Annotated in this window: 13 protein-coding genes; 8 read left to right on the top strand and 5 right to left on the bottom strand. The window is 74.1% G+C overall.

Annotation, left to right across the window (positions count from 1 at the left end; genetic code table 11):
* Positions 1 to 39: 39 nt before the first annotated feature.
* Positions 40 to 1215, top strand: coding sequence for an MFS transporter (locus ABZ576_RS03595; protein WP_360735310.1), 1176 nt, complete (start codon positions 40 to 42; stop codon positions 1213 to 1215).
* Between the two features lie 75 nt (positions 1216 to 1290).
* Here the strand turns inward: ABZ576_RS03595 and ABZ576_RS03590 are convergent, their stop codons facing one another.
* The gene (locus tag ABZ576_RS03590) at positions 1291 to 2310 is read right to left on the bottom strand and encodes an aspartate-semialdehyde dehydrogenase (RefSeq protein ID WP_360735308.1); all 1020 of its coding nucleotides are present in this window, start codon (positions 2308 to 2310) and stop codon (positions 1291 to 1293) included.
* A 329-nt stretch (positions 2311 to 2639) separates the two neighbouring features.
* Between ABZ576_RS03590 and ABZ576_RS03585 the strand changes: the two genes are divergently transcribed.
* Together ABZ576_RS03585 and ABZ576_RS03580 are read left to right on the top strand one after the other, a co-directional pair.
* Entirely contained in the window at positions 2640 to 3188 is a 549-nt protein-coding gene (locus tag ABZ576_RS03585; RefSeq protein WP_360735527.1) for a sigma-70 family RNA polymerase sigma factor, read from the top strand.
* 1 nt (position 3189) lies between these two features.
* On the top strand, positions 3190 to 4161 hold the full coding sequence (locus tag ABZ576_RS03580) for a hypothetical protein (RefSeq protein WP_360735306.1): 972 nt from the start codon (positions 3190 to 3192) through the stop codon (positions 4159 to 4161).
* A 140-nt stretch (positions 4162 to 4301) separates the two neighbouring features.
* Here ABZ576_RS03580 and ABZ576_RS03575 read toward each other — a convergent pair whose 3' ends face one another.
* The gene (locus tag ABZ576_RS03575; RefSeq protein WP_360735304.1) at positions 4302 to 7598 is read right to left on the bottom strand and encodes a S8 family serine peptidase; all 3297 of its coding nucleotides are present in this window, start codon (positions 7596 to 7598) and stop codon (positions 4302 to 4304) included.
* A gap of 154 nt (positions 7599 to 7752) precedes the next feature.
* Positions 7753 to 8295: a CGNR zinc finger domain-containing protein gene (locus ABZ576_RS03570; RefSeq protein WP_360735302.1), complete on the bottom strand. Its 543-nt coding sequence runs from the start codon at positions 8293 to 8295 to the stop codon at positions 7753 to 7755.
* A gap of 109 nt (positions 8296 to 8404) precedes the next feature.
* Here ABZ576_RS03570 and ABZ576_RS03565 point away from each other — a divergent pair, with 109 nt between their 5' ends.
* From ABZ576_RS03565 to ABZ576_RS03545, 5 genes are all read left to right on the top strand, one after another.
* On the top strand, positions 8405 to 8851 hold the full coding sequence (locus ABZ576_RS03565) for a VOC family protein (RefSeq protein ID WP_360735300.1): 447 nt from the start codon (positions 8405 to 8407) through the stop codon (positions 8849 to 8851).
* 2 nt (positions 8852 to 8853) lie between these two features.
* Positions 8854 to 9840, top strand: a complete 987-nt coding sequence (locus tag ABZ576_RS03560) for a pyridoxamine 5'-phosphate oxidase family protein (protein WP_360735298.1) — start codon at positions 8854 to 8856, stop codon at positions 9838 to 9840.
* On the top strand, positions 9825 to 10307 hold the full coding sequence (locus ABZ576_RS03555; RefSeq protein ID WP_360735296.1) for an NUDIX hydrolase: 483 nt from the start codon (positions 9825 to 9827) through the stop codon (positions 10305 to 10307). Before ABZ576_RS03560 ends, ABZ576_RS03555 begins: the two co-directional genes overlap by 16 nt.
* A gap of 200 nt (positions 10308 to 10507) precedes the next feature.
* Complete coding sequence (locus ABZ576_RS03550) at positions 10508 to 12265, top strand: TIGR03767 family metallophosphoesterase (RefSeq protein ID WP_360735294.1); 1758 nt, start codon at positions 10508 to 10510, stop codon at positions 12263 to 12265.
* A gap of 87 nt (positions 12266 to 12352) precedes the next feature.
* Positions 12353 to 13492 carry a serine hydrolase domain-containing protein gene (locus ABZ576_RS03545; protein WP_360735292.1) on the top strand — a complete coding sequence of 380 codons (1140 nt, stop codon included), beginning with the start codon at positions 12353 to 12355 and terminating at the stop codon, positions 13490 to 13492.
* A gap of 7 nt (positions 13493 to 13499) precedes the next feature.
* Here ABZ576_RS03545 and ABZ576_RS03540 read toward each other — a convergent pair whose 3' ends face one another.
* Both ABZ576_RS03540 and ABZ576_RS03535 read right to left on the bottom strand, forming a co-directional pair.
* Positions 13500 to 14309 carry an SGNH/GDSL hydrolase family protein gene (locus tag ABZ576_RS03540; protein ID WP_360735290.1) on the bottom strand — a complete coding sequence of 270 codons (810 nt, stop codon included), beginning with the start codon at positions 14307 to 14309 and terminating at the stop codon, positions 13500 to 13502.
* A gap of 225 nt (positions 14310 to 14534) precedes the next feature.
* Complete coding sequence (locus tag ABZ576_RS03535) at positions 14535 to 15572, bottom strand: hypothetical protein (RefSeq protein ID WP_360735288.1); 1038 nt, start codon at positions 15570 to 15572, stop codon at positions 14535 to 14537.

Below are 15572 nucleotides of genomic sequence, written 5' to 3'. Positions count from 1 at the left end.
CCGTTGTTCCCCGGCCGGGTGGGGAAAAGGCTGTCGTCCATGGTTTCCACCCCGCTCGCCCCGGCCGCGGGCCGCCCCGTGCCCGCCCGCCCGTGGGCCGCCGTGCTCGCCCTCGCCGCCGCCACGTTCAGCGTCGTCACCACCGAGATGCTGCCCGTCGGCCTGCTCCCCTCCCTCGCCCGCGACCTGGGCGTCTCGGCCGGCACCGCCGGGCTCGCGCTCACCCTGCCCGGGCTGGCCGCCGCCGCTGCCGCCCCGCTGCTGCCGGTCGCCGTGCGCCGCGCCGACCGGCGTACCGTGCTGTGCGCGCTGCTGCTCCTGCTGACCGCCGCCAACCTGCTCACCGCCTGTGCCCCCGCCTTCCCGGTGCTGCTCGCCGCCCGTGTGCTGGTCGGGGTGGGCATCGGCGGGGTGTGGGCGGTGGCCGCCGGGCTCGGTGGCCGGCTGCTGCCCGGGCCGGCCGCCGGACGGGCCACCGCCGTCATCTTCAGCGGCATCGCCCTCGCCTCGGTGCTCGGGGTACCGGCCGGCACCCTGCTCGGCTCGGTCGCGGGCCGCTCCTGGGCGTTCACCGCGATGGCCGGCTGCGCCTGCGCCGTCGCCGTCGCCCTGGCCGCCCTGCTGCCGCCGCTGCCCGCCGAACGGCCGGTCCGCCTCGCCGCCTTCCCCGCCCTGCTGCGCCGCCCGCCCGTCCGCCGGGCCCTGGCCACCGCGGCCCTGCTGGTCACCGGTCACTTCGCGGCCTACACCTACGTCCGGCCCGTGCTGCAGCGCACCCCCGGCACCGGCCCGGCCCTGGTCAGCGCACTGCTCCTCGGCTACGGCCTGGCGGGCGTCGCCGGGAACTTCGCGGGCGGCGCGCTCGCGGCCCGCGACCCGCGCCGCGCCCTGCGGCTGATCGCCGCGCTCCTCGGCACCGCCGTCCTGCTGCTGGTCCCGGCCACCGGCTCGGCGGCCCTCGCCGGGGCGCTGCTCATCGTGTGGGGGGTGGCGTACGGCGGGGTGTCCGTCAGCGCCCAGAACCTGCTCTCGGCGGCCGCCCCGCAGGCCCCGGAAGCGGTCTCCGCGCTGTTCGCCGGGGTCTTCAACACGGCCATCGCGCTCGGCGCCCTGGCCGGCGGCCGGCTCGCGGACGGTCCGGGGCTGACCGCCGTCCTGGTCACGGGGGCGTCCCTGGCCCTGCTGGCGGCCCTGGTCGGCGGGCGGCGCGGGTGACGGGCGGCGCGGGTGACGGCCCCGGCATGGAGAAGGGGCGGCCGCCGGGGCCGCCCCTCGTCGTCGCGGGGTGGGTTACCTCGCCGACAGCTCCGCCGCCACCAGCTCCGCGAGCTGCACCGCGTTCAGCGCGGCGCCCTTGCGGAGGTTGTCGTTGGAGATGAACAGGGCGAGGCCGTTGTCCACCGTCTCGTCGCGGCGGATGCGGCCGACGTACGACGGGTCCTGCCCGGCCGCCTGGAGCGGGGTCGGGATGTCGGAGAGGGCGACACCCGGCGCCTTGGCCAGCAGCTCGGTGGCGCGCTCGGGAGAGATCGGGCGGGCGAACCGGGCGTTGACCTGGAGCGAGTGGCCGGAGAAGACCGGGACGCGCACGCAGGTGCCGGAGACCTTCAGACCGGGGATCTCCAGGATCTTCCGGGACTCGTTGCGCAGCTTCTGCTCCTCGTCGGTCTCGTTCAGACCGTCCTCGACGATGGAGCCCGCCAGCGGGAGCACGTTGAAGGCGATGCTGCGCTTGTAGACCTGCGGCTCGGGGAAGTCGACCGCCGCGCCGTCGTGGGTCAGCTTGTCGGCCTCGGCGGCCACCTTCTGCACCTGGCCGTGCAGCTCCGCCACGCCCGCGAGACCCGAGCCGGACACCGCCTGGTAGGTGGCGACGACCAGCGCCTGGAGGCCCGCCTCCTCGTGCAGCGGCTTCAGCACCGGCATCGCGGCCATCGTGGTGCAGTTCGGGTTGGCGATGATGCCCTTGGGGCGGTCGGCGATCGCGTGCGGGTTCACCTCCGAGACCACCAGCGGGACCTCCGGGTCCTTGCGCCAGGCCGAGGAGTTGTCGATCACGACCGCGCCCTGGGAGGCCACCTTTTCGGCCAGCGCCCGGGAGGTCGCGCCGCCCGCGGAGAACAGCACGATGTCCAGGCCGGTGTAGTCGGCGCTCGCCGCGTCCTCCACCGTCACACCGTCCAGCACCGTCCCGGCGGACCGGGCCGAGGCGAACAGGCGCAGCTGGGTGACCGGGAAGTTCCGTTCCGTGAGGATCCCGCGCATGACCGTGCCGACCTGACCGGTGGCTCCGACGATTCCGACCCTCACAGCGACTCCCTTTACGTGTCTCTAACCTGACCGGGGCTTTTCCATCATGCGGCCGACCCCGGTCCACCTGTCCAATTCTTTGCCCAGCCTGCCCGAAGAGTGGGACACGATCATCCGGCGAACGGTTGCGTATGTCCGCCCGACACCCGGCTGAGCTGGAGATCCTTCCTCCGCTGCGGCCCCGCGCCGGAAGCTGTGCTGTCCCGCCCCTGCCCGTCCGGGCCCCGGCCACACGACGGTGTGACGTACGCCTCGGCGGCCGTCCGCGGCGGGCCGAACGTTCCGGCCCGCCGCCGCGTCGTAGGAGCAAACGCGTGAGGGGGTGGCTTGTGCTGCGCGGAAAGGCGCGCCGCGGTCAGGGGGCCCGGGCAGGCGGTGGTGACCGCACCGCCGGTGATCCGCTGGACGCGGCCCAGGAACGCCGGGTGCGGGCGGTGCTCGCGCTCGGCGGGGTGCCGCAGTCGGACCTGCCGGACGGGGTGCAGCAGGTCCGGCTGCGGCTGCTGGAGCGGGCCGCGAGCGGTCGCGAGGCGCCGCGGGACGTGTCGGCGTGGGCGGCGGTGGTCGCCTCCAACCTGGCCATGGACTGGCACCGGGCCAAACGGCGCCGGGAACGGCTGGGCGAGCGGCTGGCCGCGCTGCGCGAGCCCGCGCACCCGTCGGGCGAGGAGACCAGCCTGCTGTCCCTCGCCGTCGCCCGGGGCCTGGACGAGCTGCCGGCCGCCCAGCGGCAGGTGGTCGTGCTGCGCTTCTTCGCGGACCTGCCCGTGCGGGCCATCGCGCAGGAGCTGGGCGTCCCGGAGGGCACGGTGAAGAGCAGGCTGCACACGGCGGTCCGCGCACTGCGCGACCGGCTGCACGAGGACGAGGTGGTGTGACGTGACCGCCGGACACGAGGACGCGCCGGGAGCCGGGGGAGCCGGGGGAGCCGGGGGAGCCTGGGGGGCCGGGGGAGCCGGGGGAGCCGGGGAGTACGCCGGCATGGACGCCCTGATGACGGCCATCACCGGCGCCCGTCCGCCGGAGGAGGCCCGCCGGGACCCCGCCTTCCTCGCCGAGCACCGGGCGGCCGAGGCCGACCTGAGGGTGCTGCGGGAGCACCTGGCCCGGCTCGCGGAGACACTGACCGGGGAGGCCGGAGAAGCCGCAGAAGCCGCAGAAGCCGCAGAGGCCCCAGAGGCCGCAGAGGCCGCAGAGACCGCAGAGGCCGTTGAGGCCGGGGATGCCCGGGAGACGGGGGCGGCGCCCGTTCCGGGGGCGCGCCGCCCCAGGAGCCGTACCCGCCCCGCCGGGCCCGCCCGGCCGCCGCGCCCCGGGCGTCCCGCGGGACTCCGCCGGGCCGTGCGGATCGCGCTCGGCGCGCTCGCCGGCACCGCGGCCTTCTCGCTGGCGCTGGGCTTCGGACTGCTGGTGACGCGGGCCGCGGGCGGTGCGGACGACAACGGCGGCTCGTCGGCCAAGAGCGCCGCCGACGCCGCGGGCCGGGAGACCGGGACCGGCTGGCAGTCCGCGGACCCGGAACGCGCACTGGCCTGCTCCCGGCTGGTGGTGGAGGGCACCGTGGCCCGGGTGGACCGGCGGGAGGGCACCGCCCGGAGCCGGGTCAGGCTCACCGTGACCCGTTCCTACAAGCCCGCGCACGGCCCGGCCGAGGTCGGTTTCCTGCTCGGCGCGGACGCGCGGCCGGCGCCGGCCGTGGGGCAGCACGTGCTCGTGGGGGTGGCGCGGGACGGGCGGCACGCGAGCCTGTGGGCCGTCGGGGACGCCCGGGTGGCCGCCGAGCGCGCCTGGATCACCGAGGCCCTGCCCGGCTCCCGCCACACGGCGTGCCCCTCCGGCGGCGCACCGTGAGCGGAGCCGGGCAGCGGGGGCCGGTCCGGCGAGGGCGGCCAGCGGGAACCGTCACGGCCGAGGGGCGGGCGGTCGGAGCGGGTGCGCGAGAGGGGCGGGCGTCCCTCCGGACACCCGCCCCTCCCGTGCGCGTCACCTCGTTACGGCGTGACCTTCTCGATCTTCACGTTGGCGATGCCCGCGACCGTGCCGCGCGCGTTCACCAGCTGCACCCGGCCGAAGAACTCACGGCCGGCCGGAGCCTCGGCGGCGGCCGTGACCTGGCCGGTCACCGTCGTCGAGTCGCCCGTGCCGAGCGTGACCGGGCCGGAGCCGTCGACCGTGACGGAACCGAGCGAGGAGGAGAAGAACACGTCCCGGTAGTCGTAGTCGGTCGAGCCGGACGGCACCGAGTAGCCGACGACCTCGATGGTGTAGGTGCCGGCGGCCGGGGAGGGCACGGAGACCGACTCCTCCGAGTCGCCGTCGGCGGACTGCGCGACCTGGTCGCCGTTCGCGTCGTACACCGTCAGGTCGAGGTCGGCGGCGGTGTCCGAGACCCCGCCGATCGCCACGTCCAGGGACTTCGCGCCGGCCGGGACCTGCACCGTGCTGGTCTGCGTCTCACCCTGCTTGATGGCCGGGCGGGTCGCCTTGGCGGAGCCGAGCGGACCGCCGACCAGCTTGCCGTCCAGCGCCGCGTAGGTGTTGGTCACCTTCCAGGAGGCGGTGGCCGGCGTGCCGACCTTGGCCTCGGGGACGGTCACCGTCTCGGGGTCGAAGGCCGCGCCGAGGACGGCGACGTCCAGCTGGTACGGGTTGTCGAGCAGCGGGGAGGTGCGCCGGGACTCGACCTCGATCTCCCAGACGCCGGGCTGCGGGTCGGCGTACGCGCGCACGCCGGGCTTGCAGCCGTTGCCGTCCAGGTAGTTGTTGTAGCAGTACGGGGTGCCCGTGGTGTCGGACGGGACGCCGTACGGGTGGATGGCGATGAACCGGGTCTGGCTCTTGTCCTTCAGCCCGCCGATCGCGACCTCCAGCGACTTCGCGCCCTCGGGCACGGTCACGAAGTACGACCGCGTGCTGTTGCGCTGCACCGAACCCGCCGCGGAGAAGGTGTACTTCACCGGGGCCGCGACCACGACCGTGGAGAGGATCTGCTTGTCGACGCCCTCGGTCCTCGGGTCGTCGACCTCCAGGATCGCGCTCTTGATGCCCGCCGACCCGGGGGCCGCCTGGACCTTGACCGTGACCGGCTTGTTCAGCGGCAGCCGCACCACGTCGTCGCCGACGATGCGGAAGGTGCGCCCGGCGTTGTTCTCGAAGTGCAGCTCGTGCCGGACCGCCTTGTCCGGGCCGGAGGTACGGGTGATGGTCACCTCGTACGTCTTCTTCTCGCCCGCCTTCAGACCGCCCTCGCGGTCGTACAGGCCGGTGCCGAAGCCCGGGGTCTTCAGGGCGTGGTCGATCGCGGTGTCGACCGGCGCCTTGACGGTGTAGTCGTGCGCGGTGGCGTCGTCCTTGATCGCCTCCCACGCGTCCACGATGTTGATGAGGCCCGCGCCCTCCTCGTACGCCTGCACACCCGTGATGTGGTCGGCGGTGGAGGTCAGGGCGGTGCGCAGCTTGGCGGGCGGGAGGTCGAGGCCCTTCTGCTTCGCGGCGCTCAGCAGCAGCGCGGAGGCGCCGGCGGCCTGCGGGGAGGCCATCGAGGTGCCCTGGAGCATCGAGTAGCCGGCCGGCAGCGAGTAGCCCGCCTCGGCGACCGGGGAGCCCGGCAGCCAGGTCTGGGTGGTGTTGATGGCGGCACCGGGCGCGCTCAGGGTCGGCGTGAAGCCGCCGTCCTCACGCGGACCGCGCGAGGAGAAGGGCATCATCGCGTACTTCTTCTCCACCGCGGAGCCGTAGTTGGCGGCCCAGGTCTCCTTGGAGATCGCCGCGCCGACCGAGATCACCTTGTCGGCGAGGCCGGGGTCGCCGATGGTGTTGGCGCCGGGGCCGGAGTTGCCGGCGGAGATCACCAGCTGGACGCCGTAGGTGTCGATGAGCCGGGTGTACAGCTCGGCGCGCGCGTTGTTGCCGTCGTTCAGGGCCGGCAGGCCGCCGATCGACATGTTGACGATGTCGACCCCGCGCTTGGTGACGAGGTCGATCATGCCCTCGGTGAGGGCGACGTTGGTGCAGCCGCCGGTCCAGGTGCAGGCGCGGGAGGAGACGAGCTTCGCGCCGGGGGCCGCGCCGTTCATCTCGCCGCCGAACAGGCCGTTGGCGGCGGTGATGCCGGCGACGTGGGTGCCGTGCTCGGACTCGATGACGCCGATGTTGACGTAGTCGGCCTTGGCGCCGGAGGCGTTGTAGACGACGTCCTTGCGGGTCTCGACCACGAACGGGACGCGCTCGGCGACGTCCGTCGCCGGGTCGTCGGTACCGAAGTAGCCGACCTGGTAGGCGTCCTTGTACGGCTTCATCGGCGTGTCGTCGGTGAAGTCCAGGTTGTCGTTGGTGTCGACGCGGACCGTGCCGGCGGCCGGGTCGTACAGCACGCCCCAGGCGTCGGTGGTGTCGCCGTCGCGGTTGAGGTCGCCCTTCTCGTCACCGCCGGCGGTGGCGGACTCGTACATGTAGTTGTACTTGTACGAGCCTTCGGGCGCCGTGAACTTCTCCGTGCCCTGCGAGGCGGTGGTGATGGAGAAGGACGGGCCGCTCACGCCGGTGGTCATCCGCCGCCAGGTGCCGTCGCCGTCGGAGACGGGGTCGGTGGCGGTCACCCAGTCGACGATCTTCCGCTCGCCGGTGGTGGTCTTCTGGAGCGCCGGGTGGCCGAGGTCGATGCCGGAGTCCAGGATGCCGATGGTGATGCCGCGGCCGTCGGCCTTCGGGTGGTCCTCGACGAAGTCGACGGCGCCGGTCTCGAAGGACGGGTTGTACGGGTTCTCCGCCGGGGTGTCCTTGCCCGGCGCGCCGTAGGTGCCCTGCGCCGCGGCGGACTTGGTGCCGTTCGGCGTCGGGTCGTCGAGCGCGATCTCCTGCTTGAGGTCGATCGCCCGCACGGAGGACAGCTTCGCGGCGGCGGCGATGGCCGAGTCCGCCTCGGCGGTCGGGACGGTGGCCCGGACGTACCCGAGCTTGTCGTCGGTACGGCCCACCAGGCCGCCCTCGACCGCGTCCAGCTCCCCGGCGACCTGCTCGGTCCGGCCGGGAGAGGTCGCGATCATCATCGTGACGGTCTTGTCGCCGTCGGCCTTGGCCTCGGCGAGCAGGGCGGCGTCGTCGGAACCGAGCTTGGCGTCGGCGGACTTGACGCCGGGGTCGGCGGCCGGGGCGGCCGGGGCGTCCGCGGCGAGGGCCAGGGGTATCGGCCCGGCCGCGGAGAGAGCGGCCACGATGCCCACGGCCACGGCTATGCGGGCCAGGCGTCTCGGACCGGGTATGGGATCACGCTCGGGCGTGTGGGTCATCGGCATCCCTCAGGTGAAGAAACGAGCGGACGAGAGCGCTCAGCCTTACCCAAGGGTCCGGATTTCGGGGACCGTTGACCGAATCGATATGAATGTATGGGGAAAACCCGCGATGTGATGTGTGCGGATCCGGCCTGTTCGGTCCGGAATCCGCTCAGTTCTCCTTGGCGCGGGCGTAATGCCGGGAAGCCTTGGCCCGGTTGCCGCACGCAGCCATCGAGCACCAGCGGCGGGTGCCGTTCCGGGACGTGTCGAAGAAGTACAGGATGCAGTGGGCGCCCGAGCAGGCGCGGATCCGGTCCGGGCCCCGGGTGAGCAGCTCCAGGTAGTTCCGGGCGGCGAGCCAGGCCGGGCCCCAGGCGGGGTCGGCGAACTCGGGTTCCTCCGCCGGGTGGCCCCCGGCGGTCAGCCGGGCCCGGATCCTGCCGTGCGCAAGGACGGCGTCCACGAGCGGCGCGGCCTGCGCGGGGGAGCCGTCCACCGCGGCCTTGACGGCGTCCCGGGCCGTGCGCAGCCGGCGCAGCACCTCGGCGTCGGCCGGGTGGGCCCCGGCCAGCCCGTTGCTCGCGAGCCACACCGCGAGCCCGTCCGTGTCCGCGAGCAGGTCCTGGACGACACCGGTGTTCCACCGGGTGTTGAGCAGGTCGAGCGCGAGCGGTTCACCGGTGAGCGGGCGGGGGTCGCGGGTGGCGGACATCGGGCACTCCTTGTCGACTAACCCCTCAAGCCTACGTGACCGGTTGACTCGGTCGGTTCTAACCCTCTAATGTGACTGACGACGGTTAGATAGTTCGAAGGGGAGAGCCATGACCTTGCGCACCGCGCACATCGGCCTGAACGTCACCGACCTCGACCGCTCGCTCGCCTTCTACCGGGACGTGCTCGGCTTCGCCCTGCTCGCGGAGGGCAAGGAGGACGACCGGCGCTTCGCGTTCCTCGGCGACGGCAGCGGCGTGCCCGTCGTCACCCTCTGGCAGCAGGCCCAGGGGGCGTACGACCGCGGCCGGGCCGGCCTGCACCACCTCGCCTTCTGGGCCGACTCCGTGGACCGGCTCCGGGAGTACGAGACGGCGCTGAGGGCCGCCGGGGTGGAGTTCGCCCACGACGGTGTGGTCGCCCACCGGGAGGGCGCGTCCTCCGGCGGGATCTTCTTCCACGACCCGGACGGCACCCGGCTGGAGATCTCCGTACCGCACGGCCTCGATGGTGCCCCGGCCCCGCACGCCTCCGCACCAACGTGCGGCTTCTTCTAGCCATGAGCGGGTACCACGCCGGCTCGCGGGCCGTGCAGGACCTGGTCGGCGTGCGCGAGCGCGCCGACCACGTCGGCCGCTCGCTCGGCCAGGACATCAAGGCCGTCGCGGCGGCCTTCCTGGAGCTCCAGCCCCTGCTCGTCGTCGGTGCCGCGGACCCGGTGACGGGCGGGGTGTGGGCCGCCCCGCTCGCCGGAACGCCCGGGTTCGTCCGCGCCACCGGCCCCCGGCGGATGTCGGTCGCCCTCGGGCGGCCGGGGCCCGCCCCGGCCGGCCCCGACGCGGGCGACGGCCCGGTCGGCCCCCTCGCCCCGCCCGGCCCGGACGCGGGGTACGGCCCGGCCGGCCCCCTCGCCGCGGCCCTGCGGATCCCCGGCACGCCCGTCGGCACCATCGCCCTCGATCCCCGCACACGCCGCCGGATGCGGCTGAACGGCCGGCTCCGGCCCACGGCGCGCGGCTTCGCGGTCGACGCCGACCAGGTGTTCTCCAACTGCCCCAAGTACATCCAGCGCAGGGAGGGCTACGAGACGGTCGCCGGCCGCACCCCCGGCCCGGCCCGCCGGTCGCAGCGGCTGGGCCCCGAGGAGACGGCGTTCGTCCGGGCCGCCGACACCTTCTTCCTCGCCACCGTGCACGCCTCCGGCGCCGACGCCAGCCACCGCGGCGGCGGCCCCGGCTTCGTCCGGGTCGTCTCACCGCGCGAACTGTGCTGGCCGGACTACCCCGGCAACGCCATGTTCCTCAGCCTCGGCAACCTGCGCGCCGACCCGCGCGCCGGAATGCTCTTCCTCGACTGGGACACGGGCAGCACGCTCCAGCTCACCGGCGAGGCCCGCACCGGCTTCTCGGCCGACGGCGAGCGGACGGTCCGCTTCACCCTCACCGAGGCGCTGTGGACCCCGGCCGCGGTGCCGCTGCGCTGGTCGCCACCGGAGTACTCGCCCGCCAACCCGCCCGCTAACGTCGGGGAATGCGACGAAAGCTGAGGGTGGCGGCCTACGCCGTGTGCGTCCGCGACGGACGGATCCTGCTCGCCCGGTCTCCGGGACCCGACGGCACCCCCGAGTGGGTGCTGCCCGGCGGCGGCGCCGAGCACGGCGAGGACCCGTACGACACCGTCCGCCGCGAGGTCACCGAGGAGACCGGCTACCGCATCGAGGTGACCGGTCTCCTCGGCATCGACTCCTCGCACCGGGTCTTCCCCAGCGGGCGCCCGCGCCGGCGCACCGACCACCACGGGGTGCGGATCGTCTACGAGGGCGAGGTCGTCGGCGGTGAACTCCGCCACGAGGTCGGCGGTTCCACCGACTTCGCCGCCTGGCAGGACCTGGACGCCGTACCCGGGCTCACCCGCGTACGACTGGTCGACGTGGCCCTGCGGCTGTGGCGCGAACGCCCGGCCCACGGACACCTGGAGGACCTGCCCCTGCCCCATCAGATGAACGAGGAGTGACCGGCCCCCGGCTGCCCGCGATCCACTCCATGACCGCCTCCGGTACCCCGTGATCCACGTACGGTGATCGGCGCTGCGCGTTGCGGCCGCGTTCACGCACAGGTCATCCCCGGTGCCAACGATCCACGGTGAGCGGGGCGTTCGCGTCCGCGACGGCCCGCGACCACTGCCGACGCGTTCGCACTCGGGGAGATCGCGCCATGTCGCGCACACGCTCTGTCGCCGCCTCCGTCCCGGGGGCCAGCCGCCGTACCGTCCTCGCCGCCGCCGGAGCGGTCTCGCTCTCCGCGGGCGTCGGCTACGCCCTCCGTCCCGCCGACGGCCGGGCCGCCACGACCGGAGCCGAGGCGCCCGTCGCCCACTCCCGGCAGGCGGCCGCGGCGGCCCCGCTCGCGCCCTACACCAAGGGCACCACGCTGGCTTCCGTCGCCGCCCCGCGGGCCGGCTCCAACTACCGCCGTCTGGGCGACGGGCCCGGCTGGAAGCGGGTGGTGCGCGAGGACCTGGCGGCGGCCGCGTCCGGCCGCGCCGGCCGCCGTACGGCGCTCGCCGCCTTCGTGCAGTTCACCGACCTGCACCTGATGGACGTCCAGCACCCGCTGCGCCTGGAGTACCTGCGCGCCCACGACGTGCACGCCTGGCGTCCGCACGAGGCGCTCACCGTGCCCGGTGCCATCTCCCTGGTGGAGCGGGTCAACGCGCTGCGCGGCGCCCCGGTCACCGGCACCCCGCTGCACTTCGTGATGACCACCGGCGACAACACCGACAACAACGCCCACTCCGAACTGGAGTGGTTCATGAAGGTGATGAGCGGCGGCCGTATCACGCCGGACTCCGGGGACCCCAGGCACTACGAGGGCGTGCAGAACAGCGGCCTGAAGCTGTACTGGCAGCCGGGCTCCACCGTCCGCGACGACGACAAGGCGCTCGGGTTCCCGTACCTGAAGGGCTTCCTGGCCGCCGCGACCCGCGAGGTGCGCAGCCCCGGCCTGAAGCTGCCCTGGTACTCCACCGTCGGCAACCACGACTCCCTCCCGCTCGGCTGCTACGGCTCCCACGGCGACCCCTACCTCGCCGAGGCGGCCATCGGCGGGAAGAAGCTGATGAGCGTCCCCGCCGCCGACGCCCGGAAGCTGCAGGAGGCCATCAAGAAGGCCAAGGACCCCAAGGGCACCGGTTACCGCGACTTCCTCAAGGCCCACGCCCGCTCGATGCGTTCGGTCACCCCCGACGAGAAGCGGGCCCCGTACACCCAGGCCGACTACCTGAAGGCCCACCTCGACCCCGCCCACCAGGGCCTCGGCCCGGTCGGCCACGGTTACTCCTCGGCCAACCTGGACGCGGGCACCCAGTACTACGCCTTCCGGATATCCGACGACGTCATCGGCATCAGCCTCGACACCACCGATGCCGGCGGCCACTACGAGGGCTCCCTCGGCACCGCCCAGCTGGAGTGGCTCGACCGGACGCTGAAGGCCAACAAGGACTCCTACGCCGTCGTCTTCAGCCACCACACCAGCAAGACCATGACCAACACCCGCCCCGACCCGGCCCGCCCGGGGGAGAAGCGGCACGACGGCGCCGCGGTGGTCGCGCTGCTCGCCTCCCACGCCAACGTCCTGGCCTGGGTCAACGGCCACATCCACCGGAACGTCATCACCCCGCACCAGGGCTCCGGCGGACGCTCCTTCTGGGAGATCTCCACCGCCTCGCACGTCGATTTCCCCCAGCTCGCCCGCATCATCGAGCTGGTCGACAACAAGGACGGCACCGTCTCCCTGTTCACCACCCTGGTCGAGTCCGCCGCCCCGCACCGCACCGACTACGCCGACCTCTCCCAGACCGGCCTCGCCGCGCTCTACCGCGAGCTGTCCTACAACGCCCCCGGCGCCAACAAGGCCCTCGCCGGCAGCGCGGCCGACCGGAACACCGAACTGGTGCTCAAGAAGGGCCGATAGTCACTCAACCGGCCTACACCGGGCAACCCGCGCGCACCGCTCACGGTCCCTTCCCCCGACCTGGCACCTTCAGAGACTGGGGAAGACATGCGCGCACGTACGACCGCGGTGGCCGCCACCGCCCTGCTCCTGACGGCGGCCCTGGCCGCCCCGGCCGTCGCCGCCTCCGAGGGCGGTCCCGGAAGCGGCCACCCGGCCACCCGCAAGGCGATCGAGGCGGCGGTCGAGGCCGGTGTGCCCGGGGTGACCGCCACCGCGCGGGACGCCCGGGGCACCTGGTCCGCGACCGCCGGCGTCGGCGACACCCGCACGGGCGCGCCGCGCTCGGCCGCCGACCGCTACCGCGTCGGCAGCATCACCAAGACCTTCGTCGCCACGGTCCTGCTCCAGCTGGCGGCGGAGGGCCGGCTGTCCCTGGACGACACGGTCGACAGATGGCTGCCCGGCGTCGTCCGCGGCCACGGCCACGACGGCCGCCGCATCACGGTCCGCCGGCTGCTGAACCACACCAGCGGCGTCTACAGCTACACGGAGGACGAGGAGTTCGCCCGCACCTACTTCACGAAGGACGGCTTCTTCGAGCACCGCTACGACACCCGCACCCCGCGCGAGCTGGTGGCGATCGCGATGCGGCACCGCCCGGACTTCGCACCGGGCGCGTCCTGGAACTACTCCAACACCAACTACGTCCTCGCCGGCATGGTCATCGAGAAGGTGACGGGCCGCTCCTACGCCACCGAGATCCGGCACCGCGTCATCGAGCCGCTGCACCTGACGGCCACCTCCCTGCCCGGCACGGAGGTCACCGTGCCGCGGCCCAGCAGCCGGGCCTACTCCACCCTCGCCGAGAAGACGGCGGGCACCGTCCACGACGTCACGTACCTCAACCCCTCCATCGCCTCGGCGGCCGGCGAGATGATCTCCGATTCGGCCGACCTCGACCGCTTCTACGGCGCCCTGCTGCGCGGAGACCTCCTTCCGCCGAAGCAGCTGAAGGAGATGAAGACCACCGTGAGCAACGATCAGGTCCCGAACGTCGGCTACGGCCTCGGCCTCATCGAGACCACGCTGAGCTGCGGCGTCCACGTCTGGGGCCACGAGGGCGGCATCCACGGCTCCGCGTCCACCGCCGTGACGACGGCGGACGGACGCCACTCCCTGGCCCTCAACTTCAACGGGGACTGGACGGGCGACATGGGGGCGGTCGTCGAAGGGGAGTTCTGCTAGGCGGCGGTCAGGCGACGCCGGCGAGGACCGGCAGGTAGCCGAGGGACTGTCCCGGGGCCGTGGGGTGGTACGACTCGGTGATCGCCAGGACGTCGACGCCGTGCAGCCAGGGGTGGGACGAGCAGATCTCGTGGCCGGCGAAGGCGGTGGCGACGTCGGCGAAGGTGAACCCGTGGTCGGCGGCGCGCTTGGCGATCACCGCGTTGAGGTGGTCGACGCCCTCGTTCAGCGCGGCGCGGGCCGTGTCGGGCAGGCCCACCGAGCAGCCGCCCCGGAGCCGGTACAGGTGCGGGTAGCCGAGCACCACCACATGGGCGGCGGGCGCCCGCTCCCGGATGGCCGTGTAGAGGCGGTCCAGGTCGTACGTCAGGGTCCCGTCCATCCTGGCCCGGGAGCGGGAGACGGCGGACAGGCACCCCTTGCCACCGCCCAGCGCGCAGCTCGCGATGACACCGACGAAGCCGGAGTCGCTGCCGCCCACGGTGAGCGTGACCAGGCCGGTGCGGGCGTTGAGGTGGCCGAGCTGCTCGGTCAGGACCTCGGCCGCGCCGGCGCCGTTGCACGCCGCGAAGCTGAACGACGACGGCGCGTGGGCCTCCGCCCACAGCACGGGGTAGGCCCGGCTGCTGCGCTTGCACTCCCTGCCGTCTTCCAGGTAGTCGCCGGCTCCGACACCGGAGGAGTAGGAGTCGCCGAGGGCCACGTAGCCGGTGGCCGCGGTCCGGGGCGCCGGCTGTGCCGTCGCGGGGTCGGCGAAGGCGCAGGCCGCCGCCAGGAGGAGGGAGGCCGCACCTGCCGCTATTCGGGACTGGCTCATGACTCTCCTCTACCGCGGGCGCGCCCGGTGCCGCCCGCGGTCCTGGTCCGTCCGGGTGAACCGTCACCCGGACGGACCAGCACAAGTGGCCGCGGCGGCCCGCACGAGGAGGGGCCGCCGGTACCCGGCCTGGCGGCCCCTCCTCTCCCCTCCCGCCGGCCGGCTCCCCTCCCGCCGGCCCGGCTCCCCTCCCGCCGGCCCGGCTCCCCTCCTGCCAGGCCGGGCCTACCGGGGCAGCACCACGACGTACGCGGCGGGGTCGCGGTCGCCGGCCGCCATCAGCGCCGTACGCACCACCGCCGCCTGCTGCTCCGGGCAGTCCCGCAGCTTCCTCGGCGTGATGTGCACGACCGTGATGCCGAGGCGCTCCAGGTGCTCGCGCTTGCGGGCGTACTCCGACCACAGCGCGTCGTCGTCCTGCCGGGGTGCGCGGGTGTCGAGCTCGACGGCGACCGCCTGGTCCGGCCAGTAGGCGTCCAGCCCGCCCAGGTCCGGGCCGCCGGGCAGGCGCAGGTCGACGTTCCAGACCGGGTCGGGCAGGCCGTACTCGCCGACCATCCGGTAGAGGCGGTCCTCGGCGACCGAGCGGCCCTCGGCGAGCAGGGCGTCCACCGCGTCCACCACGTGCGGCCGGTTCAGCAGCCTGGCCCGGGTCAGCTCCCGCACCACGGCCGCCGGTTCGCAGTGCCCCGCGCGCACCGCCTCGGTGAGCAGCCGGCGTACCGCCTCGGCGTCCGTCACCCGAGCCACCGCGTCCGCCAGCGCCCGCGGGACCGGCGCCACCGGCAGGCCCGTCACGACCTGCGGGTCGGGCAGCGCGGCGGTGCGCACGACGCGCACGTAACCCGTGGAGCGCAGCCGGCGCAGGCGCGGGACCAGGACGTCCACCCGGTCCAGGGAGAGCAGCGGCGGGGTGGACGAGAAGCCGTGCAGGGTCAGTGCCACCAGGCCGGTGATGACCGCCTCCGCGTACAGCGGCCGGTGCGGACTCCCGGCCGTCGGCTGGACCGGAACGCCGGACTCCGCCGCGCGGGCCGCGTACAGCAGTGCCCCGTGCAGCCGCTCCTCGCTCGTGGGCGGGCCGGGGTGGAGCAGGACGACCTGCGGGAGCAGCTCCCGCCAGGGCCCGCCGGGCCGGCAGTGCTCGGCCAGGTCGGCCTGCGTCACGCCGTGGGCGCGCAGCTGGGCCGCCGTCAGGACGCGGCGGTGGACCTCGGAGAGGTGGCGGAGGGGGCGCGGGGAGAGCGGGGTGTTGTGGGTCAT

Origin of the sequence: Streptomyces sp. NPDC013455 (genome assembly GCF_040632975.1) — a bacterium.
Classification (GTDB): domain Bacteria; phylum Actinomycetota; class Actinomycetes; order Streptomycetales; family Streptomycetaceae; genus Streptomyces.
The sequence above is the reverse complement of the archived record's forward strand: the minus strand, read 5'-3'. Positions and strand labels throughout refer to the sequence as shown.